Annotated in this window: 30 protein-coding genes; 19 read left to right on the forward strand and 11 right to left on the reverse strand. The window is 62.2% G+C overall.

Features of this window, described 5'->3' with window-relative positions; all coding sequences use genetic code 11:
* Positions 1-66: 66 nt before the first annotated feature.
* From ACP7BV_RS14890 to ACP7BV_RS14920, 7 genes are read left to right on the forward strand one after another with little or no spacing between them, the layout of a single operon-like run.
* Positions 67-975, forward strand: coding sequence for an agglutinin biogenesis protein MshI (locus ACP7BV_RS14890; protein WP_426104873.1), 909 nt, complete (start codon positions 67-69; stop codon positions 973-975).
* Positions 972-1,655, forward strand: coding sequence for a hypothetical protein (locus tag ACP7BV_RS14895; protein ID WP_426104875.1), 684 nt, complete (start codon positions 972-974; stop codon positions 1,653-1,655). The genes ACP7BV_RS14890 and ACP7BV_RS14895 overlap by 4 nt, the downstream gene beginning before the upstream one ends.
* Positions 1,652-2,341: a hypothetical protein gene (locus tag ACP7BV_RS14900; RefSeq protein WP_426104877.1), complete on the forward strand. Its 690-nt coding sequence runs from the start codon at positions 1,652-1,654 to the stop codon at positions 2,339-2,341. The genes ACP7BV_RS14895 and ACP7BV_RS14900 overlap by 4 nt, the downstream gene beginning before the upstream one ends.
* A 20-nt stretch (positions 2,342-2,361) precedes the next feature.
* On the forward strand, positions 2,362-2,748 hold the full coding sequence (locus tag ACP7BV_RS14905; protein WP_426104879.1) for an MSHA biogenesis protein MshK: 387 nt from the start codon (positions 2,362-2,364) through the stop codon (positions 2,746-2,748).
* Between the two features lie 12 nt (positions 2,749-2,760).
* Positions 2,761-4,542, forward strand: coding sequence for a pilus (MSHA type) biogenesis protein MshL (gene mshL / locus ACP7BV_RS14910; RefSeq protein WP_426104880.1), 1,782 nt, complete (start codon positions 2,761-2,763; stop codon positions 4,540-4,542).
* Between the two features lie 3 nt (positions 4,543-4,545).
* Entirely contained in the window at positions 4,546-5,439 is an 894-nt protein-coding gene (locus ACP7BV_RS14915; RefSeq protein ID WP_426104882.1) for an ExeA family protein, read from the forward strand.
* Positions 5,436-6,596, forward strand: a complete 1,161-nt coding sequence (locus tag ACP7BV_RS14920) for a tetratricopeptide repeat protein (RefSeq protein ID WP_426104884.1) — start codon at positions 5,436-5,438, stop codon at positions 6,594-6,596. The genes ACP7BV_RS14915 and ACP7BV_RS14920 overlap by 4 nt, the downstream gene beginning before the upstream one ends.
* 131 nt (positions 6,597-6,727) lie before the next feature.
* Here the strand turns inward: ACP7BV_RS14920 and ACP7BV_RS14925 are convergent, their stop codons facing one another.
* The 3 genes from ACP7BV_RS14925 to ACP7BV_RS14935 are packed head-to-tail and all read right to left on the reverse strand — an operon-like array spanning position 6,728 to position 8,038.
* A complete protein-coding gene (locus tag ACP7BV_RS14925; RefSeq protein WP_426104885.1) occupies positions 6,728-7,222 on the reverse strand; it encodes an adenylate kinase in 495 nt (164 codons plus the stop codon).
* A 1-nt stretch (position 7,223) separates the two neighbouring features.
* Positions 7,224-7,865, reverse strand: a complete 642-nt coding sequence (locus ACP7BV_RS14930) for an NrsF family protein (protein ID WP_426104887.1) — start codon at positions 7,863-7,865, stop codon at positions 7,224-7,226.
* Entirely contained in the window at positions 7,862-8,038 is a 177-nt protein-coding gene (locus tag ACP7BV_RS14935) for a sigma factor-like helix-turn-helix DNA-binding protein (protein ID WP_426104955.1), read from the reverse strand. Before ACP7BV_RS14935 ends, ACP7BV_RS14930 begins: the two co-directional genes overlap by 4 nt.
* Positions 8,039-8,460: 422 nt before the next feature.
* Between ACP7BV_RS14935 and ACP7BV_RS14940 the strand changes: the two genes are divergently transcribed.
* The 3 genes from ACP7BV_RS14940 to ACP7BV_RS14950 all read left to right on the forward strand — a co-directional run bounded on the left by ACP7BV_RS14940 (position 8,461) and on the right by ACP7BV_RS14950 (position 10,249).
* The gene (locus ACP7BV_RS14940) at positions 8,461-9,054 is read left to right on the forward strand and encodes a cytochrome b/b6 domain-containing protein (RefSeq protein WP_426104956.1); all 594 of its coding nucleotides are present in this window, start codon (positions 8,461-8,463) and stop codon (positions 9,052-9,054) included.
* A gap of 67 nt (positions 9,055-9,121) precedes the next feature.
* Complete coding sequence (locus ACP7BV_RS14945; protein ID WP_426104957.1) at positions 9,122-9,853, forward strand: molybdopterin-dependent oxidoreductase; 732 nt, start codon at positions 9,122-9,124, stop codon at positions 9,851-9,853.
* A gap of 72 nt (positions 9,854-9,925) precedes the next feature.
* Positions 9,926-10,249, forward strand: a complete 324-nt coding sequence (locus ACP7BV_RS14950; RefSeq protein WP_426104889.1) for a pentapeptide MXKDX repeat protein — start codon at positions 9,926-9,928, stop codon at positions 10,247-10,249.
* A gap of 81 nt (positions 10,250-10,330) precedes the next feature.
* Here ACP7BV_RS14950 and ACP7BV_RS14955 read toward each other — a convergent pair whose 3' ends face one another.
* Genes ACP7BV_RS14955 through ACP7BV_RS14965 form a run of 3 tightly spaced genes read right to left on the reverse strand, consistent with a single transcriptional unit; the run spans position 10,331 to position 13,103 of the window.
* Positions 10,331-11,425 carry an HD-GYP domain-containing protein gene (locus ACP7BV_RS14955; protein WP_426104891.1) on the reverse strand — a complete coding sequence of 365 codons (1,095 nt, stop codon included), beginning with the start codon at positions 11,423-11,425 and terminating at the stop codon, positions 10,331-10,333.
* Between the two features lie 36 nt (positions 11,426-11,461).
* The gene (locus tag ACP7BV_RS14960; RefSeq protein ID WP_426104892.1) at positions 11,462-12,619 is read right to left on the reverse strand and encodes a pyridoxal phosphate-dependent aminotransferase; all 1,158 of its coding nucleotides are present in this window, start codon (positions 12,617-12,619) and stop codon (positions 11,462-11,464) included.
* A gap of 46 nt (positions 12,620-12,665) precedes the next feature.
* Entirely contained in the window at positions 12,666-13,103 is a 438-nt protein-coding gene (locus ACP7BV_RS14965; protein WP_426104893.1) for a putative toxin-antitoxin system toxin component, PIN family, read from the reverse strand.
* 34 nt (positions 13,104-13,137) lie between these two features.
* Between ACP7BV_RS14965 and yaaA the strand changes: the two genes are divergently transcribed.
* On the forward strand, positions 13,138-13,917 hold the full coding sequence (gene yaaA, locus ACP7BV_RS14970; protein WP_426104894.1) for a peroxide stress protein YaaA: 780 nt from the start codon (positions 13,138-13,140) through the stop codon (positions 13,915-13,917).
* A gap of 39 nt (positions 13,918-13,956) precedes the next feature.
* Here yaaA and ACP7BV_RS14975 read toward each other — a convergent pair whose 3' ends face one another.
* Positions 13,957-14,766, reverse strand: coding sequence for an outer membrane protein assembly factor BamD (locus ACP7BV_RS14975; protein WP_426104896.1), 810 nt, complete (start codon positions 14,764-14,766; stop codon positions 13,957-13,959).
* Positions 14,767-14,831: 65 nt separating this feature from the next.
* Here ACP7BV_RS14975 and ACP7BV_RS14980 point away from each other — a divergent pair, with 65 nt between their 5' ends.
* Entirely contained in the window at positions 14,832-15,881 is a 1,050-nt protein-coding gene (locus tag ACP7BV_RS14980; RefSeq protein WP_426104898.1) for an RluA family pseudouridine synthase, read from the forward strand.
* Entirely contained in the window at positions 15,881-16,678 is a 798-nt protein-coding gene (gene pgeF / locus ACP7BV_RS14985) for a peptidoglycan editing factor PgeF (protein WP_426104899.1), read from the forward strand. The genes ACP7BV_RS14980 and pgeF overlap by 1 nt, the downstream gene beginning before the upstream one ends.
* 26 nt (positions 16,679-16,704) lie before the next feature.
* On the opposite strand, the gene ACP7BV_RS14990 is transcribed toward pgeF, so the two are convergent.
* On the reverse strand, positions 16,705-16,995 hold the full coding sequence (locus tag ACP7BV_RS14990; RefSeq protein WP_426104900.1) for a hypothetical protein: 291 nt from the start codon (positions 16,993-16,995) through the stop codon (positions 16,705-16,707).
* A gap of 58 nt (positions 16,996-17,053) precedes the next feature.
* On the opposite strand from ACP7BV_RS14990, the gene phaC reads away from it, so the two are divergent.
* From phaC to ACP7BV_RS15010, 4 genes are all read left to right on the forward strand, one after another.
* Positions 17,054-18,772, forward strand: coding sequence for a class I poly(R)-hydroxyalkanoic acid synthase (gene phaC, locus ACP7BV_RS14995; protein WP_426104902.1), 1,719 nt, complete (start codon positions 17,054-17,056; stop codon positions 18,770-18,772).
* Between the two features lie 198 nt (positions 18,773-18,970).
* A complete protein-coding gene (gene phaR, locus ACP7BV_RS15000) occupies positions 18,971-19,522 on the forward strand; it encodes a polyhydroxyalkanoate synthesis repressor PhaR (protein ID WP_426104904.1) in 552 nt (183 codons plus the stop codon).
* 100 nt (positions 19,523-19,622) lie between these two features.
* A complete protein-coding gene (rimO, locus tag ACP7BV_RS15005) occupies positions 19,623-21,002 on the forward strand; it encodes a 30S ribosomal protein S12 methylthiotransferase RimO (RefSeq protein ID WP_426104905.1) in 1,380 nt (459 codons plus the stop codon).
* Between the two features lie 462 nt (positions 21,003-21,464).
* Positions 21,465-22,631 carry a cystathionine beta-lyase gene (locus ACP7BV_RS15010; protein ID WP_426104907.1) on the forward strand — a complete coding sequence of 389 codons (1,167 nt, stop codon included), beginning with the start codon at positions 21,465-21,467 and terminating at the stop codon, positions 22,629-22,631.
* A 14-nt stretch (positions 22,632-22,645) separates the two neighbouring features.
* Here the strand turns inward: ACP7BV_RS15010 and ACP7BV_RS15015 are convergent, their stop codons facing one another.
* Both ACP7BV_RS15015 and trxC read right to left on the reverse strand, forming a co-directional pair.
* Positions 22,646-23,008 (reverse strand): DUF4870 family protein, encoded by a 363-nt coding sequence (locus ACP7BV_RS15015; protein WP_426104908.1) that lies wholly within the window; start codon positions 23,006-23,008, stop codon positions 22,646-22,648.
* Positions 23,009-23,033: 25 nt separating this feature from the next.
* Positions 23,034-23,477 carry a thioredoxin TrxC gene (gene trxC, locus ACP7BV_RS15020; protein ID WP_426104910.1) on the reverse strand — a complete coding sequence of 148 codons (444 nt, stop codon included), beginning with the start codon at positions 23,475-23,477 and terminating at the stop codon, positions 23,034-23,036.
* 101 nt (positions 23,478-23,578) lie between these two features.
* Between trxC and ACP7BV_RS15025 the strand changes: the two genes are divergently transcribed.
* On the forward strand, positions 23,579-24,325 hold the full coding sequence (locus tag ACP7BV_RS15025) for a DUF72 domain-containing protein (RefSeq protein ID WP_426104912.1): 747 nt from the start codon (positions 23,579-23,581) through the stop codon (positions 24,323-24,325).
* A 36-nt stretch (positions 24,326-24,361) separates the two neighbouring features.
* Here ACP7BV_RS15025 and ACP7BV_RS15030 read toward each other — a convergent pair whose 3' ends face one another.
* The gene (locus tag ACP7BV_RS15030; protein WP_426104913.1) at positions 24,362-24,811 is read right to left on the reverse strand and encodes a hypothetical protein; all 450 of its coding nucleotides are present in this window, start codon (positions 24,809-24,811) and stop codon (positions 24,362-24,364) included.
* Between the two features lie 142 nt (positions 24,812-24,953).
* On the opposite strand from ACP7BV_RS15030, the gene ACP7BV_RS15035 reads away from it, so the two are divergent.
* The gene (locus ACP7BV_RS15035; RefSeq protein ID WP_426104914.1) at positions 24,954-25,484 is read left to right on the forward strand and encodes a GNAT family N-acetyltransferase; all 531 of its coding nucleotides are present in this window, start codon (positions 24,954-24,956) and stop codon (positions 25,482-25,484) included.
* Positions 25,485-25,912 lie beyond the last annotated feature (428 nt).

Genomic DNA, 25,912 nt, shown 5'->3' on the forward strand with positions numbered 1-25,912 from the left:
TCATAATTGATTCATCAACGGATTGCGTGCATGGGTTTTTTTAGTAAATCAAGGAAAGTCAGTGGCTTGCTCGCGATCGGTTTCGGCGTCGATGGCATGTGCGCCGCCCGCGTCACCCGGGTTGCGGCCGGCAAGCCGCAAGTCGAGGTCGCCGCGTTTTATTCGGTCAAGCAACCAACGCCGCCAGAAGTCCTCGACAAGCTCGCGCGCGACCTGCACGCGTCGCAGTACCGCGTGTCAACGCTGCTCGGCGCACGCGACTACCAACTGCTCGCCGTCGAAGCGCCCAACGTCCAGCCGGACGAACTGAAGGCGGCCGTGCGCTGGCGCCTGAAAGACATGCTCGACTTTCATATCGATGACGCCACCGTCGACGTGCTCGATATTCCCGCCGACAAAAACGCCGCCGTGCGCGTGAACCAGATGTTCGCCGTCGCGGCGCGCAACGCCGTGATTGAAACGCGCCAGGCGCTGTTTACCGCCGCCAAGGTGGAGCTGTCGGTAATTGACATTCCCGAAGCGGGGCAGCGTAATATCTCCGCTTTTTTGGAGCCGGAAGGGCGCGGCCTTGCCATGCTGTACTTTAACGCTGAAGGCGGCCTGCTGACCGTCACCTTCAACGGCGAACTGTATTTGTCGCGCCGGATCGAAGTCACGCTCGACCAGGTCCAGGAACTCGATCCCGACCGCCGCAACCAGGTGTTCGACAAGATTACGCTCGAGCTGCAGCGCTCGCTCGACCACTTCGACCGCCAGTTCCACTTCGTGACCGTGTCCAAGCTGTTGCTCGCGCCCTTGCCCAATTCGTCGCTACACGACTATCTGTCGTCCAACCTGTACATGCCGGTTGATACGCTCGACCTGGCCACGGTGTTTGATTTTACCAAGACGCCCGAGCTGGCCGCCGTCGAGGCGCAGCAGCGCCATTTCTTGACGCTGGGCGCAGCCCTGCGGCTCGAGGAGACGGTGCTGTGACCCAACAGATCAATCTGTTCAACCCCATTTTCCGCAAGCAGAAGAAGTATTTTTCAAGCTTGACGATGGTGCAGGCGCTGGCCATCATCTGCGGCGCCTGCGCGCTGCTGGCCGTCGATGCGGCGTTTCGCACGCGCGCACTGACGGCCCAGGCGGCGGGCACCGAAGCGCTGCTGGCTGCCCGCCAGCAGCGCTTGACAGACGTAAAAGTGCAATTTGCGCCGCGCCAAAAAAGCGCGACCATCGCCGCCGAGATCGTCGCCGCGCAAGCAGAACTGGCCATGCTGCAAAGCGCCACGGCCACCGTGCAGCGCGGCGGCTTTGGCGACACGGTCGGCTTTTCGCCGTACTTTCGCGCCTTTTCCCGTCAGCGCATCGAGGGGCTGTGGCTGACGGACGTGACTGTCGCGTCCGGCGGCGCCACGATCGGGATTGAGGGCAAGGCCTTGCAAGCGCCGCTGGTGCCGCAATACATGGGCCGCCTGGCGCAGGAAAGCGTGATGAAGGGCAAGGCGTTCGCCACGCTCGCGATGACGGCAGTGGCCCCGGCCCCGGCCCCCGCCCCGTTGGTGCTGGCGGGCGGCGCGCCTGCGCCGGCGGCAGCGCCCGCAACGCCCGTCTACCTGAAATTCAGCCTGCAGTCGGTTGGCGCCAGCCCAAAAGCGGAAACGCCCAAATGAGAAAATACTGGCTGAAAATTAGCGGCAAGGTCGACAGCCTCACGCTGCGCGAACGCACCATCGTCTTTGTCACCACGGCGGGACTGGTGATTTGCGCAGTGTTTTTCTTTTCGCTCAACCCGACCTATGCCAAGCAAAAGGCGTTGCTGCTGACCATGTCGCAACAGCGCGACCAGATTGCCGGCGTGGAGGCGGAAATCGCCCAGACCATGCTCGCGCACACGCTGGACCCGGATGCGGCAGACCGATTGCGCCTGCAGCAAGTCAAGGGCGAGGCGCAAAAGCTGTCGTCCGCGCTGATGGCCATGCAGCAGGGCATGGTGCCGCCCGAGCGCATGACCGGCTTGCTCGAACGGATCTTGCGCGCGCACCCCAGCTTGCGCCTGACGTCGCTGCGCACCTTGCCCGAGGAAGCGCCTGCTGCAGAAGCCCCCAAGGCGGGCCAAACGGTCGCGCCCAAGACGGGCGAGGCGGCCGCGCCGCCGCAATTGCTGCACCGCCACGGCGTGGAACTGGTGCTGCAAGGCAGCTACCCCGACATGGTTGCCTACATGACGGCGCTCGAAGGCATGCAAGGCCAGATTTTCTGGGGCGGCGCGACCATGAAGGTCGACACCTATCCCACCGCGACCTTGACGCTGGTGGTGTACACCATCAGCCTGGACAAGAAATGGCTCAAGCTATGACGCAAGCTATGACGCAAGCTATGACACTGTTGCACAGCCTGGCTTTGGTGGCGCTGCTGCCGCTCGTTGCATTAGCGCAAGATGGCGCCGACCCGACGCGCCCGCCGGCGGCCATGACGGCGCCGGTGTTGGCGCCATCAATGCCTGGTGGCGTTGCCGGCGGCGTGCTGACGGCGCCGCGCCTTGAGCGGCGCGCACCGCAGCTGCAATCGATCCTGGTATCGCTGCGCCCCGGCGGCCGGCGCGTGGCCGTGATCGACGGCAAGACCGTGCGCCAAGGCCAGCGCGTGGGCGACGCCGTACTGGTCGCTATCGGTGCAACCGAGGTGGTGCTGCGACGCGGCGGCAAGACTGAGACATTGACGCTTTTCCGGCCGGCCCAGCGGGTCGCCACGGTACAACCATAAAGACAAAATTGTATGCAGAAAACTACCCTGATCGCATGTTTGCTGGGTGCCGGCGCGGTGTTGGCGGGCTGCGCTGAACCGGCGCCCAAGCGCACCACCTTCGACGCCATCAAGGCCGAACTGAAGGCCGAGTCGGCCCCGCGTGCGGGCCGCCCTGCCGTGCGTCAGCCGGACGCCGTGGCCGACGCGCTGCTGCCGCCGGTCAGCGCCATGAGCACGCGCCTGCCCAAGGCGCGCGCCGCGCTCGAGGAACGTTTCAATGTCGCCTTCAACAATGTACCGGCGGCGCAGTTTTACAATGCGCTGGTGGAAGGCACGCGCTACAACATGCTGGTGCATCCGGAAGTAAGCGGCACCATCACCGCCAACTTGAAGGATGTGACCATGGTCGAAGCGCTCGACGCCATCCGCGAGATGTATGGCTACGACTACAAGATGGAAGGCACGCGCATTTCGATCAAGCCGCTGACGATGCAAACGCGCGTCTTCCAGGTCAATTACCTGGTCGGCAGCCGCAAGGGCAGTTCCAGCCTGAAGGTGACGTCGACTTCGGTCAGTTCGGGCGGCAGCGGTGGCCAGAATCAAAACCAGAACCAGAATCAAAACAACGGCAACAATAACCAGAACGGCAACAGCAGCGGCGGCGGCCCCAGTGAGAGCAGCTCGGTGACGATGACGTCGAGCAGTGAATTCTGGACCGAACTGAAGTCGGCGCTGGACGCGATTGTCGGTTCGGCCGAAGGCGGACGCGCCGTCGTCATCAGCCCGCAGTCGGGCGTGATCGTGGTGCGCGGCATGCCCGACGACTTGCGCAACGTGGACGCCTACCTGAAGGCGAGCCAATTGTCGGTCAACCGCCAGGTGATTCTGGAGGCCAAGATCCTCGAAGTTGAGCTGAACGACAGCTTTCAGATGGGCATTAACTGGGCCGGTTTTACAACCTACCGCAACGGTAACCCGAAGCGCGTGTCAAGCGGGTTTTTGCAGCCGGGCGTCGCCTTGCGCCCGTTGCCCACTGACGGCAGCGCTCAGGGCCCGATCAGCTCGGTCGGCGGGGCCGGCATTAGCGCGATCGCCGGCTCGGTGCTCGCCGCGGCGGACGCGGCCAGTGGTTCGCTGTTCGGCCTGGCGTTCCAGACAAATAATTTCGCCACGCTCATTTCCTTCCTTGAATCGCAGGGCACGGTGCACGTGTTGTCGAGCCCGCGCATTGCGACCATGAACAACCAGAAGGCGGTGCTCAAGATCGGCACCGACGAGTTCTACGTCACCGGCGTTACCTCGACCCAGAACACCAACCTGACCGGCACCAGCACCAGCACCCCAAGCGTGACGCTGGCGCCGTTCTTTTCGGGCGTGGTGCTCGACGTCACGCCGCAGATCGATGAAAAAGGCAATATCTTGCTGCACGTGCATCCTTCGGTCAGCCAGGTGGCCACGATCAACAAGGGTATCAACCTCGGCTCGGCCGGCTCGCTGACACTGCCGCTTGCCGCGTCCAGCACGTCCGAGATGGACAGCATGGTGCGCGGCCAGGATGGCCACGTGGTCGCCATTGGCGGGTTGATGCGCCAGTCGTCGACCGCCGACCAGAGCGGTTTGCCGGGTGCCAGCAGCGTGCCGGTACTGGGTGCGTTGTTTTCCAACAAGGCGCGCGTGAACCAGAAGCGCGAACTGGTGGTGCTGATCAAGCCGACCATCGTGGACGGCAACAATGCCTTTGCCCAAGACATGCTCGACACCGGCAACCGCGTCCAGCAGCTCGACCCACGCAATGCAGGGGAGCGCCGCTAAGCTATGTATACAGCCCATTTCGGCTTGCGCGAGGCACCGTTCGGCATTACGCCGGACACCAGTTATTTTTTCACCAGCCCGCATTCGCAGGAAGCGCTCAACACCTTGCTGATCGCCGCGCGCAACGGCGAAGGCTTCATCAAGATCACCGGCGAAGTGGGCACCGGCAAGACGCTGCTGTGCCGCAAGTTCATCGCCACGCTGGGGGACGATTTCGTCACGGCCTACATCCCCAATCCTTACCTCGAGCCACGCACACTGATGCTGGCCCTCGCTGACGAGCTGGAAATCACGCTGGAAAAGGATGTCGACCAGCACCAGTTGCTCAAGGCAATCACGCTGCGCCTGCTGGAATTGGGAGGCAACGACAAACGCGTGCTGCTGTGTCTGGATGAAGCACAAGCCATTCCCATCGAAAGCCTGGAAGCGCTGCGCCTGCTGACCAACCTGGAGACGGAAAAGCGCAAGCTGCTGCAGATCGTGCTGTTTGGACAGCCCGAACTGAACCGCCACCTGGAACTCGATGCGATCCGCCAGCTCGCGCAGCGCATTACCTTTCATTACCACCTGGGGCCGCTCACGCGTGACGACATGGAGTATTACCTGGCGCACCGGCTGCGGGTGGCCGGCTACGCGGGCGCGCGCCTGTTCGAGCGCGGCGCGATCGCCAAACTGTACCGTGCCAGCGGCGGTATTCCGCGGCTGGTCAATATCCTGGCGCACAAATCGCTGATGGTCAGCTACGGCAAGGGCACCCAGCAGGTCAAGGCGTCCCATGTGGCCGAGGCCGCCAAAGACACCATGACCACCAGGCGCAAGCTGCCAACGTGGGTGCTGGCCGCCGTTCCCGCGCTGGCTGCTGCCGCCGCCGCCTTTACCTGGGTCCTGAACAAATGAGCCTCATAAACAAAATGCTGCAAGATCTGGATGCCCGCGGCTCGCATTCCGGCGTTTCCTTGCCTTCGGAGGTACGTGCCGCAGGTCCCGCGCGGCGGCAATTGCCGCTGGTGCGCATTGCCGTGGTGGCGAGCGTGGTCGTGATCGCCGTCGCGCTCGCCGTTGTGTTCTGGCTGCGGCGGCCGGGCGCGGCGACGGTGGCCTCGCCCGCCGTCGTTGTGCTCGTGCCCAAGGTGATGGCGCCCGCTCCGGCTCCGGCTGCTCCTGTGGTACCCGCCGCCGCTGCCATTGCTGCCGTAACGCCAGCCCCGCCGTTGGCTACACCGACCAAGGCGCTCGAGCCGACGCGCAAGGTGGTGGCGACGGCGGTGCCGGCAGTCGTCGCGCCGGCGCAGGGCACGGTGCGCGATACGTCGGATTCCTCATTGGCAGTTGAGGCCGCGCCAGTGCGCGTTGTTGCTGCGCCGCGCATCAAGCCAGCGCCGATTGCCAGGCTAGAAGTGCCGCAGCGGGGCGCCAGAGTAGTGCGCATGGCCGAACCGCTGCCGCTGCCAGTTGCAGGTTCCCCCATTGGCGGACGCGACATGACCAGCGCCCAGCGTTCCGAAGCACAATACCGCATTGCCCTGGCCGCGCTCGAAGAAGGGCGCATGGCGGGGGCCTTTGCCGCGCTTGACCATGCGCTCAAGCTCAATCCTCGGCACGACGCCGCACGCCAGAGCCTGGTGGCCTTGCTGATCGAAGCCGGGCGCAACGATGAAGCAATGCAGCAGCTCGAACAAGGCCTGGCAGTTGACGCGGCGCAGCCGACGATGGCCATGTTACTGGCGCGCATGCAGATCGAACGCGGCACTTCCGGCGTTGCGACCTTGATGCGCACCTTGCCCGCGGCCAGCGGCAATGGCGACTACCACGCCTTCCTGGCCGGCGCGCTGCAGCGCGAGTCGCGCCACCGCGAGGCTGCCGAGCAGTACGGCGCCGCGCTGCGCACCATGCCCGAGCACGGCGTATGGCTGATGGGCCTGGGCATCTCGCTGCAAGCCGAAAAGCGCGACCGCGACGCGCTCGCCGCCTTCCAGCGCGCAAAAGCCTCCGGCACCCTCACGCCCCCCCTGCAAGCCTTCGTCGAACGCAAAATCGTCCAGCTCACCCCCTGAAAACTTCCCCCAGGGTCAGTTCCCCCATTACGACACGAGCTCTACCGTAAAACGGTATCTAGGGCTATTTCTGCCTCTGTATGCAGAGCTCGTGTCGCAATGGGGGAACTGACCCCGGTTGAGGGAAAGCATTAACCGGTGGCCAGGAACGCGGCAATGTCGCTTCTGTTCGATAGCCGTACTTTGGCGCCTGCATAGCCGTCGAAAAGCGCCTGGTGCGCCGCGAATCCGCTTGAGCCGTCGCGGCTGCGGTAACTTGCCGCCCACGCTGTCAATGCCGCCATGGTGGCGACGCTGCCGCCGCGTCGTGGTCCGCGCCGGGTGATGTTGGCGATGCACTCGGCCTCGTCGACACACAGCCATAACAGCGTGTCTGACCTTGGTTGCGCCCGTGTCAGCAGGGAGCCGTAGATTCCCTCGACTACCCACGACGGCTGCGCGCAGGCGGCGTCGAGCATCGCGTGCGTCAGGGTTTTGTCGCGCGCGATGTTGTAGCCGCCCGGCTCCCAGAATAGATGGTCGAGATCAATCCACGGCGCGCCGAGCTCGGCTGCAATGCGTGCGGCAAGCCAGCTTTTGCCGGACCCGGAGTTGCCCATGACGAGGGTGCGCGCATGTCGTGTCATGTTACCAGGCCAGTACGCGCGGGCCGATCAGCGCTCCGATGGCGGTTGGCACGAGTATTCCCAACAGATACCAGAACCCGACAAACGCGGCGCTCATTTCGGGGCAATGCAGGCAGTAGAGGGCCGCGGCCGCGCCGCCCGACGCCAGCCCGGCCGCCGCCCCGGCAAGGCGCAAACGGGTCGGCGCCAGCTGGCGCATGATGCATAGCGTTGCCGCGAACACGGGCAGCGACATGAGCGCGATCAGCACCGGGCAATAGCGCCACGTCGATCCCCAGAACAGCGCGCCGCGCAGCTCGGGCGCTGACTGGGCCAGTACCGCAGCGGCAACCAGCCAGACCAGCACGATCGGCGCGCCGACCACCAGCGGCAGTTGGCCAAGGCGCGAGCCCGGCGCCGACAAACGCCGCGCCGCCAGCCATCCGGCGCCGGCCAGCGCGACTGAAAACACGAACTTCAGCCAGAACGCGGGCAGCGCCACGGCAAGACCCAAGTGTGGGCGCAGGCCCAGCGTGACGCCCATCAGCAGGCCACTAAGCAGCAAGGCGCCAAGCACCAGCAGCACGTTGCGGCCCGCCGTGGCGCGCGCGAGGGCAACGTCTGGTCCGGTGGCGAGCATATCGATCAATTCATCCGTTTTCATGTTGCATCTCTCAATGTTGCCGCCAACGTTTTCAAGCCTCGATGGACCGCGACCTTAATGGCCGCTTCCGACATTTGCAGGGCGCCGGCTGCTTCCCGCACCGACAGGCCGTCCAGTTTGGTGTAAATGATCGCCTCGCGCTGCTTGGCGGGCAGCGTAGCGAGCAGCGCGATGCCGTCGCCTGCAGAAAGCGCCGATAGGCCAGCTCGTCGCCGTCCAGCCCTTGCACGAACAGCGCATGCAGGCGCAGTTCTGTACCGTGCTGAAGCTCTACCAGGGGTATTCGTTGCATCCGCGCCTTAAGTAACATCGTTTTGAAAATAAAAAAATCAAAAAAATCGTCGCGCTGCTGTAACCAATCGCGCTTTTGCTGCGAATTACCTGTCACTGTCCCACACACCCAGGTTAATACCATGCAAGCCACACGATTGCTCACTGCTTTTGCTGGTCCATGCCGCATGCCGGCATCGTACGCCGCCGCCCCCGCGCTGGTCAAACTTTACACCAGCGAGGGATGCGCGAGCCCTTCATCGGGCGATGCGCGCATCCTTCACGCGATGAGCACGGCGCCGTGCCAGCCGATAGCGAGCCTCTGATGGCCCCCGCGCGCAACATTCACCCGGTATGGCGGCGCCTGACGCACTGGCTCAACGCCGTCGCCGTGGTGGTGCTGGTCGCGAGCGGCTGGCGCATTTATAACGCGACGCGATTTTTCGATTTTGCGATTCCCTCAGGGATCACGCTGGGCGGCTGGTTAGGCGGGGCACTGCAATGGCATTTCGCGGCCATGTGGCTGCTGGCGGCCAACGGAATCGCGTACTTGGCCATCAATGTGGCATCGGGCCGCCTGCGCATCAAATTTTTTCCGATAGCACCACGCCAGCTGCTGCTGGATATGAGCGCAGCGTTCAAAGGCAAACTGGCCCATGCCGATCCGCAGCAGTACAACAGCTTTCAACGCCTGGCCTACCTGTTCGTCATGGTCGACTGCATCGTGCTGGTGCTCTCTGGACTGGTGCTTTGGAAATCGGTGCAGTTTCCACTGCTGCGCGAGCTGCTGTTCGGCTACGAGGGGGCGCGCCGCGTGCATTTTTTTGCGATGGCCGGCCTGTGCGCTTTCATTGTCGTGCATGTGGTGATGGTGGCGCTGGTTCCGCGCAGCCTGCTGGCCATGCTGCGCGGCCGCTGATCAAGGAGAATCGAGCATGACACTATTGAAAAAACGCGACATCGTGGTTCCCGCTGAAGGCGCGCAGATGCTTGCCGACGCCCTCAACCGGGTCGCCCATCCAGCGCGCCGCGCCTTCCTGCAGCGCAGCCTGAGCCTGGGCGGCCTGGCGCTCCTAAGCGGCTGTTCGACGGGCGACGAGGACAGCATCGACGCGGCCTTACGGCGCATCGACAGTTTCAATGACCGCGTCCAGGGCTTGCTGTTCGACCCAACGCGGCTGGCGCCAACCTACCCGGAATCGATGATTACCCGTCCGTTCCCGTTCAATGCCTATTACGGCGAGGACGAGGTGCGCGAGGTGGACGCCGACACGTGGCGCCTTGAATTGAGCGGCATGGTGGCCGACCGCAAGCCGTGGACGCTGCAGCGCCTGCGCGCGCTGCCGCAGCAAGACCAGGTCACGCGCCACATTTGCGTGGAAGGCTGGAGCGCGATCGGCAAGTGGGGCGGCGTATCGTTCGGCCACTTTCTGCGCCACGTTGGCGCGGACCTGAGCGCGAAATACGTCGGCTTCAAGTGCGCCGACGATTATCACACCAGCATCGACATGGCCACGGCGCTGCATCCGCAGACATTGATGGCGCTTACCTATGACGGGCAGGTTCTGCCGCCGCGCTATGGCTTTCCGATGAAGCTGCGCATGCCCACCAAGCTTGGCTACAAAAATCCCAAGCACATTCAGGCCATTTTTGTGACGAATACCTACCCTGGCGGCTATTGGGAAGACCAGGGGTATAACTGGTTCGGCGGCAGCTGAGCCGGACTGACGCAGCACGCAGTACCCACGTTGTTCAATCTACGTTGTTCAATTTACTTTACGAGGAATATCATGAAAAAAGTTACTACCGTCTTGTTCGCTGCTTGCCTGATGTTGACCGGCGCCGTCCACGCGCAGGACGCCATGAAAAAAGATGCGATGGCCAAGGACGAGATGCACAAGGACGAGATGCACAAGGACGAGATGCACAAGGACCAGATGCACAAGGACACGATGACAAAGCCAGCCATGAAGCACGACAACATGGGCAAAACAGGAATGAAGAAGGACGCCATGACGAAAGGCGCGATGAAGAAGGATGAGATGAAAAAAGGCGAGATGAAACAGGACGCCATGGGCAAGGACAGCATGGGCAAAGACGGCATGGCCAAGTAATAGTCCGGCCCGGCCCGGCCCGCGCGGCCGGGCATTTCACTAGCGGCGCCATGGTCAGTGCTGACGCGCATGCCTGACTGTTTACAGTGCGGCCAGCTCACCCCAAATATGCTGCATCGTGAAGCGCAGCCTGGCAGTGTCTTCATGCAGGGCTTCAGCGATCGAGCAGTTTACGTCGGCCGTGGAGCGCGGTTCGGGCAGTGCCAAAGGCGTGCCGTCGCTCAAGCGCAGCACATGCACCCGCAGCGCGCCGGCCTGGTCGGCTCCGCTGAACACGACGCCGGTCTCCCCGTTTGCCAGCCGCACCAGCGTGCCCGGTGGGTAGGCGCCGATCCGCGCGCTGAAGTGGGCGACAAGGTCCGGGTCGACTGGCATGTCGCTCCCGCCGGCCAGGCAGGCCAGGGCCATCGGCGGCAGCAGCGAACGGCGGTAGTTGCGCGCCGAGACAAACGCGCAATAGCGGTCGGCCAGCCCGATCAATTTGGCATTTTGCGAGATTTCCTCGCCCAGCCGTCCCTGCGGATAGCCGCTGCCGTCTTCATTTTCGTGGTGCAGCAAGACCAGGTCGAGCCACGCTTCGTCGGCGATGCCGGCCCAGCGCAGCATGTCGACGCTGTCGGTCGGATGGCGGCGCACGATGGCCCGCTCCTCGTTCGACAAGGCGCCGTCGCGCCCCTGGAAGATTTCGGTCTGGCGCACCATGCCCACATTCATGGTCAGCGCGGCGGCGGCCATGATCAGCAGTTCGGCCGGGTCTTTGTGCATGGCGCGCGCGATCAGGCACACGACGATGGCAGCTTCGGTGCAGTGGCGGATCGCATAGGCGCCGGCGATCTGGTTCAGGAAGATGGCGGCCAGCGCGATGTTTTCGTCGCGCGCGACGGCGTCGATCAGTTCGCGGGCGATGGCGCGCAGTTCGGTGTCGGCGCTGGCCACGTCGCGCAGGTCCATCAGGATGCGCTCGAGGCGGCGGTTGATCTGGTTCAGGCTTTGCAGGACGGAGGCGGGCACGCCCGCTTCGGCATACAGGCCGGTTTCAAGCAGGGATAGCTGGTCAGGGGCGACCAGCGCGCCTTTTTCGAGCACTGGCCGCTTGGCCGAGGGCGCACTGAAAACGTCCCAGGCAAGCGGCTTGCCAAAGGTGAGGTCGGACAGCTTGAGACGCCTGAATGCCATGATCATCCACCGATTTTTGCTGCCTTCATACGCATTTTACAAACGCGCCAACCGCTCCAGCGCGAGCTTCAGGGTGTCATCTTGTTTGGCGAAGCAAAAGCGCACAATACCCGCTTCCCGACCCTGTGCGTAGAACGCCGAAACGGGGATGGCGGCGACCTTGATTTCGGTGGTCAGCCATTGTGCGAATTCCGACTCCAGTATAGAGGAAATTGCATCGTACCTGACACATTGAAAGTAGGTTCCGTCGGCTGGCAGCAACGTGAAGCGCGAGTTCGCCAGACCGCCGCGAAACAGATCGCGCTTGCGCTGGTAAAAGGCGGGCAAGTCGCGGTAGGGCGCGCTGTTGCCCATGTAGCTGGCGATCCCGTGCTGCATGGGCGTATTCACCGTGAACACATTGTATTGGTGGACCTTGCGAAATTCGGCGCTCAGGCTGGCCGGCGCGGCCACGTAGCCCACCTTCCAGCCCGTGACATGATAGGTCTTGCCAAAGCTGGAGACAACGAAGCTGCGTTCGGCCAGCTCCGGATGGCGGCACACCGATTCATGGCGCTGGCCGTCGTAGACCATGTGTTCATAGACTTCGTCGGACAGGATCAGCAAGTCGGTGCCGCGCACGATGTCGCGCAGGGCGTCGATATCGGCCGCGCCAAACACGGTGCCGGTGGGGTTGTGCGGCGAGTTGACGACGATCAGGCGCGTGCGCGCGGTGACGGCCGCGGCCACTTGACCCCACGGTACGCCAAAGCCGCCGTCGCCCAGGGCCATTGGCACCGTCACCGCCACGGCGCCGGCCAGTGCGATGGCCGGCAAATAGCAGTCGTAGGCAGGTTCAATGACGATCACTTCGTCGCCCGCGCGAACGCAGCACAGAATGACGGTGGTGATGGCCTGCGTGGCGCCGGCGGTGATGGTGATCTCGCTGGCCGGGCAGTAACTGGCACCGTACAGGGCGCCGATCTTGGCAGCCACCGCTTCGCGCAGCGGCGGGGCGCCGGTCATCATCGGATACTGGTTGTGGCCGGCGCGCATGGCGTCGGTCACCCGGTCGACCAGCGCCGGATCGCAGGCAAAGTCGGGAAAACCCTGGCCCAGATTGACCGCGCCGTGTTCGGCGGCCAGGGCGGACATGGCGGAAAAGATGGTGGTGCCCACGGCGGGCAGTTTGGTGGACAGCGGAGGAGTAGGCATGGACGGCTCAATCGATTGCATGAGCGTGCATTTTATCGCAGGCCGGCTATTCCAGCTTGAGCCAGGCTTCCGGCACCATGATGCGGAACATGCCGGCCTGAGCGGTCTTGCGGGCCAGTTTCAGCAGTGCCTTGTCTTTGGTGATCAAAATCTCGGCCGACCCGTCGCGCGCCACTTCCAGAAATTTCTGGTCATCCTTGTCGGTGCAAACCGGCAGGCGCACCAGTTTCGCCTCGGGCGAAACCACCTTGATCAGGCGGTCGAAGCTGGCGGCCGACACCGCTCGGCTGTCCTCGTCGAGCGGCAGATGCTTGTAGTGCAGCACGATCAGGTATTCGTCGCGGCAATCGGCACGGGTAATGGCTTCGACCGCGCCGCTTTCAAGTGCGGCCAGCAGGCCGTGCCAGCGCGGGTCGTTAAAGACGAACAGGTCGAGGCAGACATTAGTGTCTAGCACGATGCGTTTGGCTGGAGCAGGTATCATGTTGGTCTATTTAAATGTATCGCTGATTGAGTCTATGTTGATTGTACTGTCCCCAGCCAAAACGCTGGACCTTGAAACGCCCGTCACCACCAAACTCGCCACGACAGCCGACTTTCTGGACCGCTCCGGCCAGCTGATCGACGTGCTGCGCCGCTATTCGCCGGGGCAGATCAGCGATCTGATGAGTATTTCCGATACGCTGGCGCACCTGAACGTGGGGCGCTACGCAAGCTGGAACGCCGACACCCACCATACGGACGAAGGGCGCCAGGCGATCATGGCCTTCAATGGCGACGTCTATGCCGGGTTCGATGCCCGCTCGCTCAAGCCGGCGCAGCTGGCGTACGCGCAGTCGCATGTGCGCATCCTGTCCGGCCTGTACGGCGTGCTGCGTCCGCTCGACATGATTCATCCGCACCGGCTGGAAATGGGCACACGCCTTGCAACGCCAGCCGGCAAGGACCTGTATGCATTCTGGGGCGAGTCCGTCACGGCCGCCTTAAACGGCGCGGCCGAGGCCAATAATGCCGAGGTGCTGGTCAACCTCGCGTCCGAGGAATACTTCAGGTCGGTCAAACCGAAGCTGTTGTCGGTGCCGGTGATCACGCCGGTGTTCGAGGACTGGAAGAACGGCAAGTACAAGATCATTTCGTTTTTCGCCAAGCGCGCGCGCGGGATGATGGCGCGCTATGCAGCGGTCAAGGGCATTACCGACGCGGCCAAGCTCAAGCGTTTCAAAGTGGATGGGTATGCGTTCGACAAGAAGGCGTCGGATGAGACCAACTGGGTGTTCCGGCGCAAGCTGGAAATGTAGGCTGAAAAAAAACCGCTCATCTCAGAGCGGTTTTTTTCATTACTTGTTCGACTTTGACCAGAACTTCCACCACGCGCCATCGGGCCCGTTCGGATTCATGAACTTGCTGTTCGGGTAGTTCTTCGCGAACACGCGCGCCGTATCCTTTTGCAGGTCCGTCATGCCCAGTTTTTCGTAGTTACGCACCATCAGGTACAGCGCTTCTTCGCGCGCCGGTGCATCCTGGTAATCCTTGACGGCACCCATCGCGCGGTTCAGCGAAGCAAGGTAGGCGCCGCGGCGGAAGTAGTAGTTAGCCACGTGCACTTCATACTGCGACATGGCCGTTATCAGGTACCGCATGCGGTCGGCTGCATCGGGCGCGTACTTGCTGTTCGGATAGCGGTCAACCAGCGCCTTGAACGCGGCGAACGATTCGCGCGTCGCCTTCGGATCGCGCTCGGTCGGGTCTTGCGAGTACACCACGCTCAGCAAACCGATCTGGTCGTTAAAACTGATCAGGCCGCGCAGGTAATACATATAGTCCACTTGCGGATGGGTCGGATGCTCGCGGATGAAACGGTCGGCGGCGGCCAGCGCCAGAGCCTGGTCTTGTGTCTTGTAGTGCGCGTAGGCGATTTCCATCTGCGCCTGCGTTGCATAATTTCCAAACGGGTAGTTCGTTTCGAGGCGTTCCCACAGCTTGATTGCCGCTTCGTAGTGGCCGCCATCCATTTCCTCGCGCGCCTCAGCGTATAATTTCGCCACTGGCCAGCTTTTGGTCTCGTCGGTTTTTTCCGGCAACCAGCTGCAAGCCGTCATGGCCAGCAGAACACATGTAGCAACAACAGAAGATAATTTTTTTTGCATAGCTTTGTGCAGAAGAGTATTAACCGAGATTCAACGAAAGGCTGATTATAGCCGATGGGACTGCCGTGATATTAACTCCAACGCCGAATTTGGCGGATTTACCGATAGACCCTGATTTCGACGACGAGATCGACGCCGAGCTTGATGCCGAGTTTGTTCCAGACCACGGCGGCATTGATTTGTCGCCCATTACCCTGGAGCTGACCCCCGACGCGTGCGGCCACCGCCTCGACAAAGTCATTGCCGCCTTGGTGCCGCAATTTTCGCGCAGCCGCCTGCAATTATGGTTCGACAGCGGCCACGTGCACGTGGACGGCAAACCGGCGCGCGGCAAGGATACCGCGTATGGTGATGAAACGGTCGTTATCGTGCCACAAAGCGCGCCCGAAGACCATGCCTACACGCCTGAAGCAATCGACCTGAACATCGTCTTCGAGGACGAGCACATCATGGTCATCAACAAGCCGGCCGGGCTGGTAGTGCACCCTGGCGCAGGCAATTGGTCCGGCACCCTGCTCAACGGCCTGCTGCACCATTGCCCGCAGCTGGCAGGCGTGCCGCGCGCCGGCATCGTGCACCGGCTCGACAAAGATACCAGCGGCCTGATGGTCATCGGCAAAACGCTGGCGGCGCAGACCGACCTGGTGCGCCAGTTGCAGGCGCGTACCGTCAAGCGCGAGTATTTTGCGCTGGTGTGGGGCACCCCGCAGCTGAGCAGCACGATTGACGCGCCCATGGGCCGCCACCCCAAGGACCGGGTCAAGATGGCGGTGACCACCAGCCTGTCGGCTAAGCCGGCCATTACCCATTACCAGCGCCTCGAAACAGGCATGCTGGACCGCCGTCCCGTCACGCTGGTGCAGTGCCAGCTTGAAACGGGCCGCACCCACCAGATCCGCGTACACATGCTGCACATCGGCTACGCGCTGGTCGGCGATTCTGTGTACGGCAAGCAGCACCTGACGCCCGTCTTCCCGCGCCAGGCGCTGCAGGCGCGGCGCCTGGGCCTGGTCCACCCGGCCACTGGCGAACAGTGCGAATGGATCGTGCCGCTGGCCGATGACTTTGCCGAGCTGATCGCAAAAGCCGGCATTCCCGAGCCAGAGCAGGTCTGATGCCGAGCCCGTCTCGCAACTTGTCACCGATCGTGCCTGACTGGCCCGACTTGCCTGCCAACATGGGCGCTCTGGCGAGTACCCGTCAGGGCGGCGTCAGCGTGGCGCCTTACGATGACGGGCAGGGCGGCGGCGGGCTCAATCTCGGCTTGCATTGCGGGGACGACGCCGCACTGGTGCAGCAAAACCGTGCGCGGCTGGCGGCCTTGCTGCCGGGCCAGCCGGCCTGGATTTCGCAAGTGCATGGCATTGCCGTGGTCGATGCAGCCAGTGTCCGGCCCGGGCAGCCGGTGCAGGTGGCCGACGCCAGCGTTGCCATCGCGCCCGGCGTGGTGTGTGCGGTAATGACGGCTGATTGCCTGCCGGTGTTGTTCGCCGATCTGGAAGGCAAGGTCGTCGCGGCGGCGCACGCCGGCTGGCGCGGCCTGGCGGGGGGCGTGCTGTCCGAAACCATCAACGCCATGCGCGCTGCGGGCGCGGGCGATATCACCGCGTGGATGGGGCCGGCCATTGGTCCGGAACAGTTTGAAGTGGGCGCCGATGTGCTCGACGCTTTTATTCGTGGCGCGCCGATAGGCGATGTCGATGCGCTCAAGGCGGCTTTCACGCCGTACCCCGGTCGCGAAGGCAAGTTTTTGGCGGACATTTATACGTTGGCCAGGCTGATGTTGGCGCGCGACGGCGTGACCCGCGTGGCCGGCGGCGGGCATTGCACCGCTACCGACAGCGCGCGCTTTTATTCGTATCGCCGCGATCGCGTCACGGGTCGCCAAGCGAGTTTGATTTGGATCAAATGAGGGTACGCCCAGCGGCCAATACTGCCCTAGTCGCCGCCGCTACTGCTACTGCTGTCGCTGCTGCCAGTGTCGGCGCTGTTGCTGCTGCTGTCGCTACTGCTGCTTTCACTGCTGGACGAGGTGGTATCGCGGCTGCCCTGATTGGACTGCTCCCTTGCCCTGCGGGCGCGGCGCGCTTTCCCACCCGTCAGGTAGAGCAAGATTGACAAAGGCAACACGCAATACCCTAAAAAAGTCATAATTCCGGCAACAACACTAGGTTGGCTCACGGCGATCAGGCCGACGACATAGACCCATGCAACGACGACAATCCACATACTATTCCTTGAGATCGTTTTATTAAAAGGCTGAAAATTAATGGACGCAAACAACACCATGCCAGACCCCCAAGCCATGGCCGCCGCCTGGATGAACCAGTTTTCGGACCCGGCCGCGTGGCAGGCGGTGTTCAAGACCCCTGCGCTGGAAGCGAGTCCCGTGGCAGCGATGTTTACCGATGCCAGCGCCATGCTCAAGCCCGAAAGGCTCGAAGCGCTGCGCGACGACTACCTGCAAAAGGCCGCCGCCCTGTGGCAAGACTTTCTGGCGTCCAAGACGCCCGTGCTGGAGGACCGCCGCTTTTCGTCGCCCGAATGGGCAGCGAACCCGATGTCCGCCTTCAGTGCTGCATCATACCTGCTTAACGCCGAGTTTCTGACCACGATGGCCAATGCCGTGGAAGCGCCGCCCAAGGAACAGCAAAAGATCCGCTTCGCGGTCCAGCAGATGGTCGACGCCATGTCGCCGGCCAATTTTTTGGCTACCAACCCCGAAGCGCAGCAAAAGCTGATTGAAACGAAGGGCGAGAGCCTGACCAAGGGCTTGTCCAACATGCTGGCCGACTTGCAAAAAGGGCGCATTTCCCTGTCCGACGAGTCAGCCTTTGAAGTGGGCCGCAACGTGGCCACCACCGCCGGCCAGGTCGTGTTCGAGAACGAACTGTTCCAGCTGATCCAGTACACCCCGGTCACGCCCACCGTGCACCAAGTGCCGCTGCTGATGGTGCCGCCGTGTATTAACAAGTTCTACATCCTGGACTTGCAGCCCGAAAACTCGGTCGTCCGTTACGCGGTGGAGCAGGGCAACACCGTGTTCCTGGTTTCGTGGAGCAATCCGGACGAGTCGCTCAAAGGCACCACCTGGGACGATTACATCGAGCATGGCGCCATCAAGGCGATTGAAGTCACGCGCGCCATCTCGGGCGCCGAGAAAATCAACGCGTTCGGCTTTTGCGTGGGCGGCACCATCGTCAGCACCGCGTTGGCCGTGCTGGCGGCGCGCGGCGAGCAGCCGGCGGCGAGCCTGACATTGCTGACCACGCTGCTCGACTTTGCCGATACCGGCGTGCTCGACGTCTTCATCGACGAGCAACAAGTGTCGCAACGCGAAAAAGCGCTGTCCAAAGGCGGATTGATGCCGGGCCGCGACCTGGCGACGACGTTTTCGGCGCTGCGTCCGAACGACCTGGTGTGGAATTACGTGCAGTCGAACTACCTCAAAGGCAACGAGCCGCCGCCGTTCGACTTGCTGTATTGGAATTCGGACAGCACCAACTTGCCTGGTCCCATGTTCTGCTGGTACTTGCGCAACACCTATTTGGAAAACAGCCTGAAGCAGGCGGGCAAGCTCACAGTGGCCGGAGAGAAAGTCGACCTGGCCAGCATCAAGGCGCCCGTGTTCATTTATGGATCGAAGGAAGACCACATCGTGCCGTGGAATGCGGCGTATGCATCGATGCATCTGCTCAATCCCGGCAACGCCAAAGCCAACCGTTTCGTGCTCGGCGCGTCCGGCCACATTGCCGGCGTCATCAATCCGGCCTCGAAAAAGAAACGCAGTTACTGGACCAACGATGCCAAGGCCAAGGGCGTGACTGCGGCTGACGCCTGGATGGCCGGCGCCAGCGAGCACGTCGGCAGCTGGTGGCCCGAATGGTCGGCATTTTTGGCCGACCACGGCGGCAAGTCGGTCAAGGCGCCCGCCAAGGCCGGCAACGCCAAGTTCAAGCCGATCGAGGCGGCGCCTGGACGCTACGTGAAAGTGCGCGCAGACTAGCGGCTACGGCAACCGGAGTTGCTTTCCGGTTGCTATTTGGTTGCGTTGCAATAAATGGTGCGCCTAGCGGCGCAAAGTGGTATTTTCGGGAACATCCATCCTATAATGCAAAAAGTAGGCTTGTCAGGAGCGGACCGAAGTCCGCTTTTTTTTCGTAATCATTACAACTGCGCTGCGGCGCAATAAGTGGAACTTGAGATGAGTAGTGCAAAAAAGAGTACGGAACGCCTGATCAAGAAATACCCGAACCGACGCTTGTACGACACCCAGACCAGCTCGTACATCACGCTGACCGACGTCAAGCAACTGGTGCTCGACGCCGACGAGTTCACCGTGATCGATGCCAAGTCGAACGAAGACCTCACGCGCAGCATCCTGCTTCAGATTATTCTGGAAGAAGAAGCCAACGGCGCGCCCATGTTCTCAAGCAACGTGTTGTCGCAAATTATTCGTTACTACGGGCATGCCATGCAGGGCATGATGGGTTCCTACCTGGAAAAAAATGTCCAGGCCTTCACGGACATCCAGACCAAGTTCACGACCGGCAGCACGGGTACGTTCGAGGGCAAGCCGTTCAGCCCGGAGATGTGGACCCAGTTCATGAATGTGCAAGGGCCGATGATGCAGGGGATGATGAACAACTATATCGACCAGAGCAAGAGCCTGTTCGTGCAGATGCAGGAACAGATGCAAAGCCAGAGCAAGAATATTTTCGGCACCTTTCCTTTCCCCCCAGTCGAGAAAAAGTAAGCGGCGCACGGACAGCAGGCACAGGGCAGGGCGGAAAAGCCCGAAGGGGCTCGGCCCTCGGTTACAATAGCGGATTCCCCTGCCTTTTTGCGCCCCTATCATGTCCGAACTTCGCCGTATTCCCCTTCCTGGTGCCGCTCCAAAAGTTGGCTTCGTTTCGCTCGGCTGCCCCAAGGCGCTGGTCGACTCCGAACAGATCCTGACCCAGTTGCGCGCCGAAGGTTACGAGACGGCCAAGTCCTATGACGGGGCCGACCTCGTCATCGTGAACACCTGCGGCTTCATTGACGCTGCCGTGCAAGAGTCGCTCGACGCCATCGGCGAAGCGCTGGCCGAAAACGGGCGCGTCATCGTCACCGGCTGCCTGGGCGCCAAAAAAGATGCTGCCGGCGACGACATCATCATGAAGATCCATCCCAAGGTGCTGGCCGTGACGGGTCCGCATGCACTGGCCGAGGTGATGGATTCAGTTCACCTGCACCTGCCCAAGCCGCATGCGCCGTTTTTCGACCTGGTGCCGGCGCAGGGCATCAAGCTCACGCCGAAGCACTACGCTTACCTCAAGATCTCCGAAGGCTGCAACCACCGCTGCAGCTTTTGCATCATCCCGTCGATGCGCGGCGACCTGGTCTCGCGTCCGATCGCCGACCTGATGCTGGAAGCGGAAAACCTGTTCAAGGCGGGCGTTAAGGAGTTGCTGGTCATCTCGCAAGACACCAGCGCCTATGGCGTGGACGTCAAGTTCCGCTCGGGCTTCTGGAACGGCCGTCCGGTAAAAACCCACATGACGCAGCTGGTGGAAGCGCTTGGCCAGCTGGCCGCGCAATACGGCACGTGGGTGCGCCTGCACTATGTGTACCCGTATCCGCACGTCGACCAGATCATCCCGATGATGAGCGGCGGCCATGTGCTGCCTTACCTCGACATCCCGATGCAGCACGCGCACCCGGATGTGTTAAAGCGCATGAAGCGCCCGGCCAGCGGCGAGAAAAACCTGGACCGCATCCAGGCATGGCGCGCCATGAATCCGGATTTGACGATCCGCTCGACCTTCATCGCCGGCTTTCCGGGCGAAACGGACGAAGAATTCGAGTACCTGCTGGACTTTCTGAAGGAAGCCCAGATCGACCGCCTGGGTTGCTTTGCCTATTCGCCGGTGGAAGGCGCCACGGCCAATTTGCTGGCCAACCCGGTGCCTGAAGAAGTGCGCGAAGAGCGCCGCGCGCGCGTCATGCTGCTTCAGGAAGACATTTCGGCCAAGCGCCTGCAGGCAAAAGTGGGCAAGACCATCCGCGTGCTCATCGATGAAGTGGGCGGCAAGGAAGCAATTGGCCGCTCGTCGGCGGACGCCCCGGAAATCGACGGCGTGGTGCACATCAAGCGCTCGCTGGTGCCTGGCAAAAAGCTGACGGTGGGCGAGTTCGCCGATGTCACGGTGACGGCGGCCGATGCGCACGACCTGTGGGCGTCGGTGGCCTGAACTTCTTGATGGGCCGCGTGGGTTGCTTGACGTTTTTGAAGTGACGTTGGCACTGCGGTAAGCGCAGCAACAGCAGAATAGATACATCGTCCTCGCGAACGCGGGGACCCATAGAACGGGTCAACTGAGCAACTGTTCCATGGATCCCCGCGTTCGCGAGGACGATGTGGTGGAAATGCAGGCTTCCCGGCTAGTGTCCTGAGTTGGAAGTTCGTTGCTTATAAATGTTCCGAAATCGCCGAGAGACAAGGAACAAAAGCGGAACAAAAGCGGAGCAAGGCCGAGACCTTGCGAGCATTTTTGACGCAGTATCGCGGGGATTCTCGGGATGTTTATACAACGAACTTCCAACTCGGGACACTAGCGGGCGACGTAGATGCTTAAGCGCTCATCGTACCCACGATCCAGGATGCACCTGAACTCACCAGCGACCAGCGCAGTCCCCCATCCTTGCAAACCCCCATGAAAAAATCCCCCCAAACCGCCCTGATCCACAACGACTACACCGCACCCGAAGGTTTCGCCGCCTTCCCGACGGCGATCCACCACGCCTCCACGGTGCTGTTCAAGGACGTGGCCGCGATGCGCTCGGGCGACTGGAAAGAAAAAAACGGTTACACCTACGGCCTGCACGGCACGCCAACCACCTTCACCCTCGAAGCGCGCCTGGCCGACATTGAGGGCGGCGAGCACTGCCTGCTGGCCCCCAGCGGCCTGGCCGCAATCGCGATGGTCGACTTCGCGCTGCTGAAAACCGGCGACGACGTCCTGCTGCCCGAAAACGTCTACAGCCCCAACCGCGAGCTGGGCGCCTGGCTCAGCCGCGACTTCGGCATCACCGCGCGCTATTACGATCCTTTGATCGGAGACGGCATCGCCGCACTGATCGCACCGAACACGCGCCTGATCTGGACCGAGGCGCCCGGCTCGGTATCGATGGAAGTGCCGGACCTGCCGGCCATCTGCAAGGCGGCCCACGAACGCGGCGTGCTCGTTGCGCTCGACAATACCTGGTCGGCGGGGCTTGCGCTGCGCGGCTTTGACCTGGGCGTGGACATCATCATGCAGGCGCTCACCAAGTACCAGTCAGGCGGCTCGGATGTGCTGATGGGCGCCCTGATCACGCGCGAGCGCGCGCTGAACGACCGCCTGGCGCTGGCGCATATGCGCCTGGGCATGGGCGTGAGTCCAGACGACGCTTACCTGGTCATGCGCGGCCTGCCGAGCATGCGCCTGCGCTTCGAGGCGCATGACGCCGGCGCGCGCAAGGTCGCCACCTGGCTCAAGGCGCGCCCCGAAATCACCAAGGTGCTGCACCCGGCGTTTGAGGACTGCCCGGGCCACGACATCTGGAAGCGCGACTTTACCGGCGCCGGCGGCTTGTTTTCGGTGCTGTTCGACGAGCGCTTCAGCGAAGCACAGACCGATCGCTTCGTCGACAGCCTGGCGCTGTTCGGTCTGGGCTACAGCTGGGGCGGAGCCAACAGCCTGGTGATGCCGTACCGGGTCAAAGCCATGCGCAGTGGCTGGCAAGGCAACGGTACGCTGGTGCGCTTTAATATCGGCCTGGAAGACACGGCCGACCTGATCGCCGACCTGGAACGCGCGCTCGCCACGCTCCAGGCTTAACTTCAAGCGCTGCTTCAGGCAGGCACCGGCTCGTTTGCGCTAAGGGCGAGGAACCCGCGGATCAGCCGGTAAGCCTTCCACAGCCACACCACGCCCCACACGGCGTACGCCAGCGGGATGCCGATGATGGTGATGAACAGCACGCCGCCGACCGCCATCCAGATGACGAACCACCAGAATGAATGGATCATCCAGGTATGGTGGCTGTAGACCAGCGTGCCCTGCGTGGCTGGCCGTTTGCTGTAGTTGATGATGATGGGGATGATCGACAGCAGTCCCAGTGAAAAGAAGAAGGTCAGTGCGTGCACGATGTACAGCACGCGTGCCATGTTTTTTTCGCCTTCGAGCTTACTGTCGAGTATCAATTCTTGGGTCATGATTGTTCCTGAATGGTGATGTTAATCAGCGGGCACCGGCTTGCGCCTGGGCCCAGTTGACGATGGAACCGGCATCCATGGCGCCGGCCTGGCGCGCCACTTCATGCCCGTTGCGAAACAGCGCAAGGGTCGGGATGCTGCGGATATTGAAACGGGCGGCGACGTCTTGCACGTTCTCGGTATCGACCTTGAGCAAGCGGAAGGCGGGTTCGAGCCGCTGCGCGGCCTGGTGGAAGGCCGGCGCCATCATCTTGCACGGCCCGCACCAGGCGGCCCAGAAATCGACCAGCACCAAAATGTCGTTGCGCTCGATGTGCTTGCTAAAACGCGCGCTCGTGACGTCGATCGGTTTACCCAGGAATAGCTCGCGCGTGCACTTGCCGCACACGGGCGCGTCGCCCAGGCGCTCCTGCCCCACGCGGTTGACCGCGTCGCAGTGGGGACAGACGATATGGACTGGTTCGGTCATGCGCTACTCCGGCGTTGGTCGTTATGATATCGACATTGTATGACGCGCGCGGTTTGTACCGTGTTCCGGTAGCGCGCGCTACGCTGGTAGACTCGGCGCCTATGACAGAACGCACTGAACAAAACAACGGGGCGGGGCGGGTGCTGGTCGGTTGCGCGGGCTGGACCATTCCGCGCGACGCCGTCGCTGCCTTTCCAGCCGAGGGCAGCCACCTGCAGCGTTACGCTGCCGTTCTTGGGGCGGCGGAGATCAATTCATCGTTTTATCGCCCGCACCAGGTTAAAACCTACGAGCGCTGGGCGGCCAGCGTGCCGGATGATTTCCGCTTCTCCGTCAAATTGCCGCGTTCGATCACGCATGATGCAAAACTGGTCGGCATCGACGAACCGCTGGCCCAGTTCGCGCGCGAGGCGGGGGCGCTCGGCGACAAGCTCGGTTGCGTGCTGGTCCAGTTGCCGCCCAAACGAGAGTTCGATGCCGGCGTGGTACAGGATTTTTTCTTGCGCCTGCAAGACACATTCGGATGCACGATTGCCTGTGAGGCGCGCAATGCGGCGTGGTTTGAGGCGGATGCCACGGCACTGCTGCAGGAGCGCGGCGTCACGCGGGTGATCGCCGATCCGGCCAAGGGGCAACCGGGCGCGCATGTGCCAACCAGCGCGACCATCTGTGCTCGGCTGCACGGTTCGCCGCGGATTTATTACTCGTCCTACGAGCCTGCATACCTTGCGCAACTGGCGCGCGACATGGATGACCATGTGGCCGCAGGACGAACAGTGTGGCTTATTTTTGACAATACCGCCTCGCGGGCCGCCGTGCCCAATGCGCTGGACGTTCAGCGGCGCTAAAGGCGGGGTTCAGACCCGCAAAGGCGCAACGGCTGGTCAGCGGTGGCCGCCGCGGAAATGCCCACCGCGAAAATGCCCGCCACCGTAGCCCCGGCCCCAGTGTTGGCCGAAGACAAAGCCCAGGCTTAAGCTCACCGGCGGCCAGTAATACGATGGCTGCGGCGCGTACACGGGAGCGGGGTAGTAGACTGGGGCTGAACCGTACACCGGCGCCTGGCTGTACACGGGCGTCTGGCTGAAGATCGGCGCGCTGCTATAGACGGGGCGCGGCACTGTCGTCGATGAATATTCGACCGGTTTGCCGTCCGGCGACTTGGCGGCCACCTTGGCTGCAGTTCCCACAGGCACTGGTGTCACCGACACCACGCGCCACTGTAACGGGTCGCGCGGCTGCGCATAGGCGTTGGTGCCGTAGCCTTGTTGCTGCGGCATCTCTGCACAACCGGCCAGGGCAGTAGCCAGGGCAACCACAAGTAATTTTCTCATCGCGCAATCCTCCACTATCAGACGAACACTATAAAATAATTGTAGCCCGTATCAGGGGCCATTTACAGCCTGTTACAACGACGCGCAAAGCAGTTACGGCGCCGGTGTCGCTGTACCGTAAAAATCGATCAGCGGAAAAAACATGTATACCCTTCGACTTGCGCAAGAAGCGGAAAAAACCGAATTGAACGCACTGATTCGCGCTTCCGGCGTGGGCCTGTCGGTCGGGTTTTATACCGACGAGCAGGCTGCCGCCATCACCCGCGACGTGTTCGGCGTCGACAGTGCGCTCGTTGCCGACGGCACCTACCACGTAGTTGAAGACAACGGCGTGCTCGTCGCCTGCGGCGGCTGGAGTGCCCGTGCGACCGATTTCGGCGGCGACCAGGCAAAAAGCGGCAATGATCGGGCGCTCGATCCCGCCACCGAGCCGGCCCGCATCCGCGCCTTCTTTGTTGATCCCAGGATGGCGCGGCGCGGTCTCGGCACCATGCTGCTGCAGCACTGCACCAGCGCCGCCGCCAAAGCTGGCTTCAAAGCGCTCGAACTGGTGTCGACCATGCCGGGTGTGCCGCTTTACGCGCGTCATGGGTTTGTGCCTACTGAGCACATCACGCTGGCCTTGTCGGGCGGCGTCACAGTGGCGCTTACGCGCATGCGCAAAGAAATGTAGACAGGAACTGCGCGCGCCGCCAAATTTGCACCTCTATAGAAGCGCTTCCAACTCGACACCGATCCGTGCCCGGTTTGCTTTCGCGATGATCTCTTATCCGATTCGGTATCAGTGAAAAACTTTCCTCCAATTTGCGCGGAAATCTATGCAATCTGGATTGACATGAAAGCTTTCAAAAAGCTAACCTTGAATCAGCGCGACACAATTCGGCATGTTTTCAACTTGACGAGAACGACTGAATTACGCCATTTTATCGTCATTTTTTGCACAAAAATGCACACCACGGCAAAAGTCAACGCCGTTTTTTTTCGAGATGCAATGAAAACGATTTCATAAGTCGGTAAATAGTAAAACGCTGTGATACCGCGCGACGGACGCGTCGCCCGGTGATACTCCTCGCTGGCATTGTTCTGCGTAGTGAAAGAGCA

The organism is Massilia sp. TSP1-1-2 (assembly GCF_049896185.1).
GTDB lineage: Bacteria > Pseudomonadota > Gammaproteobacteria > Burkholderiales > Burkholderiaceae_D > Telluria_A.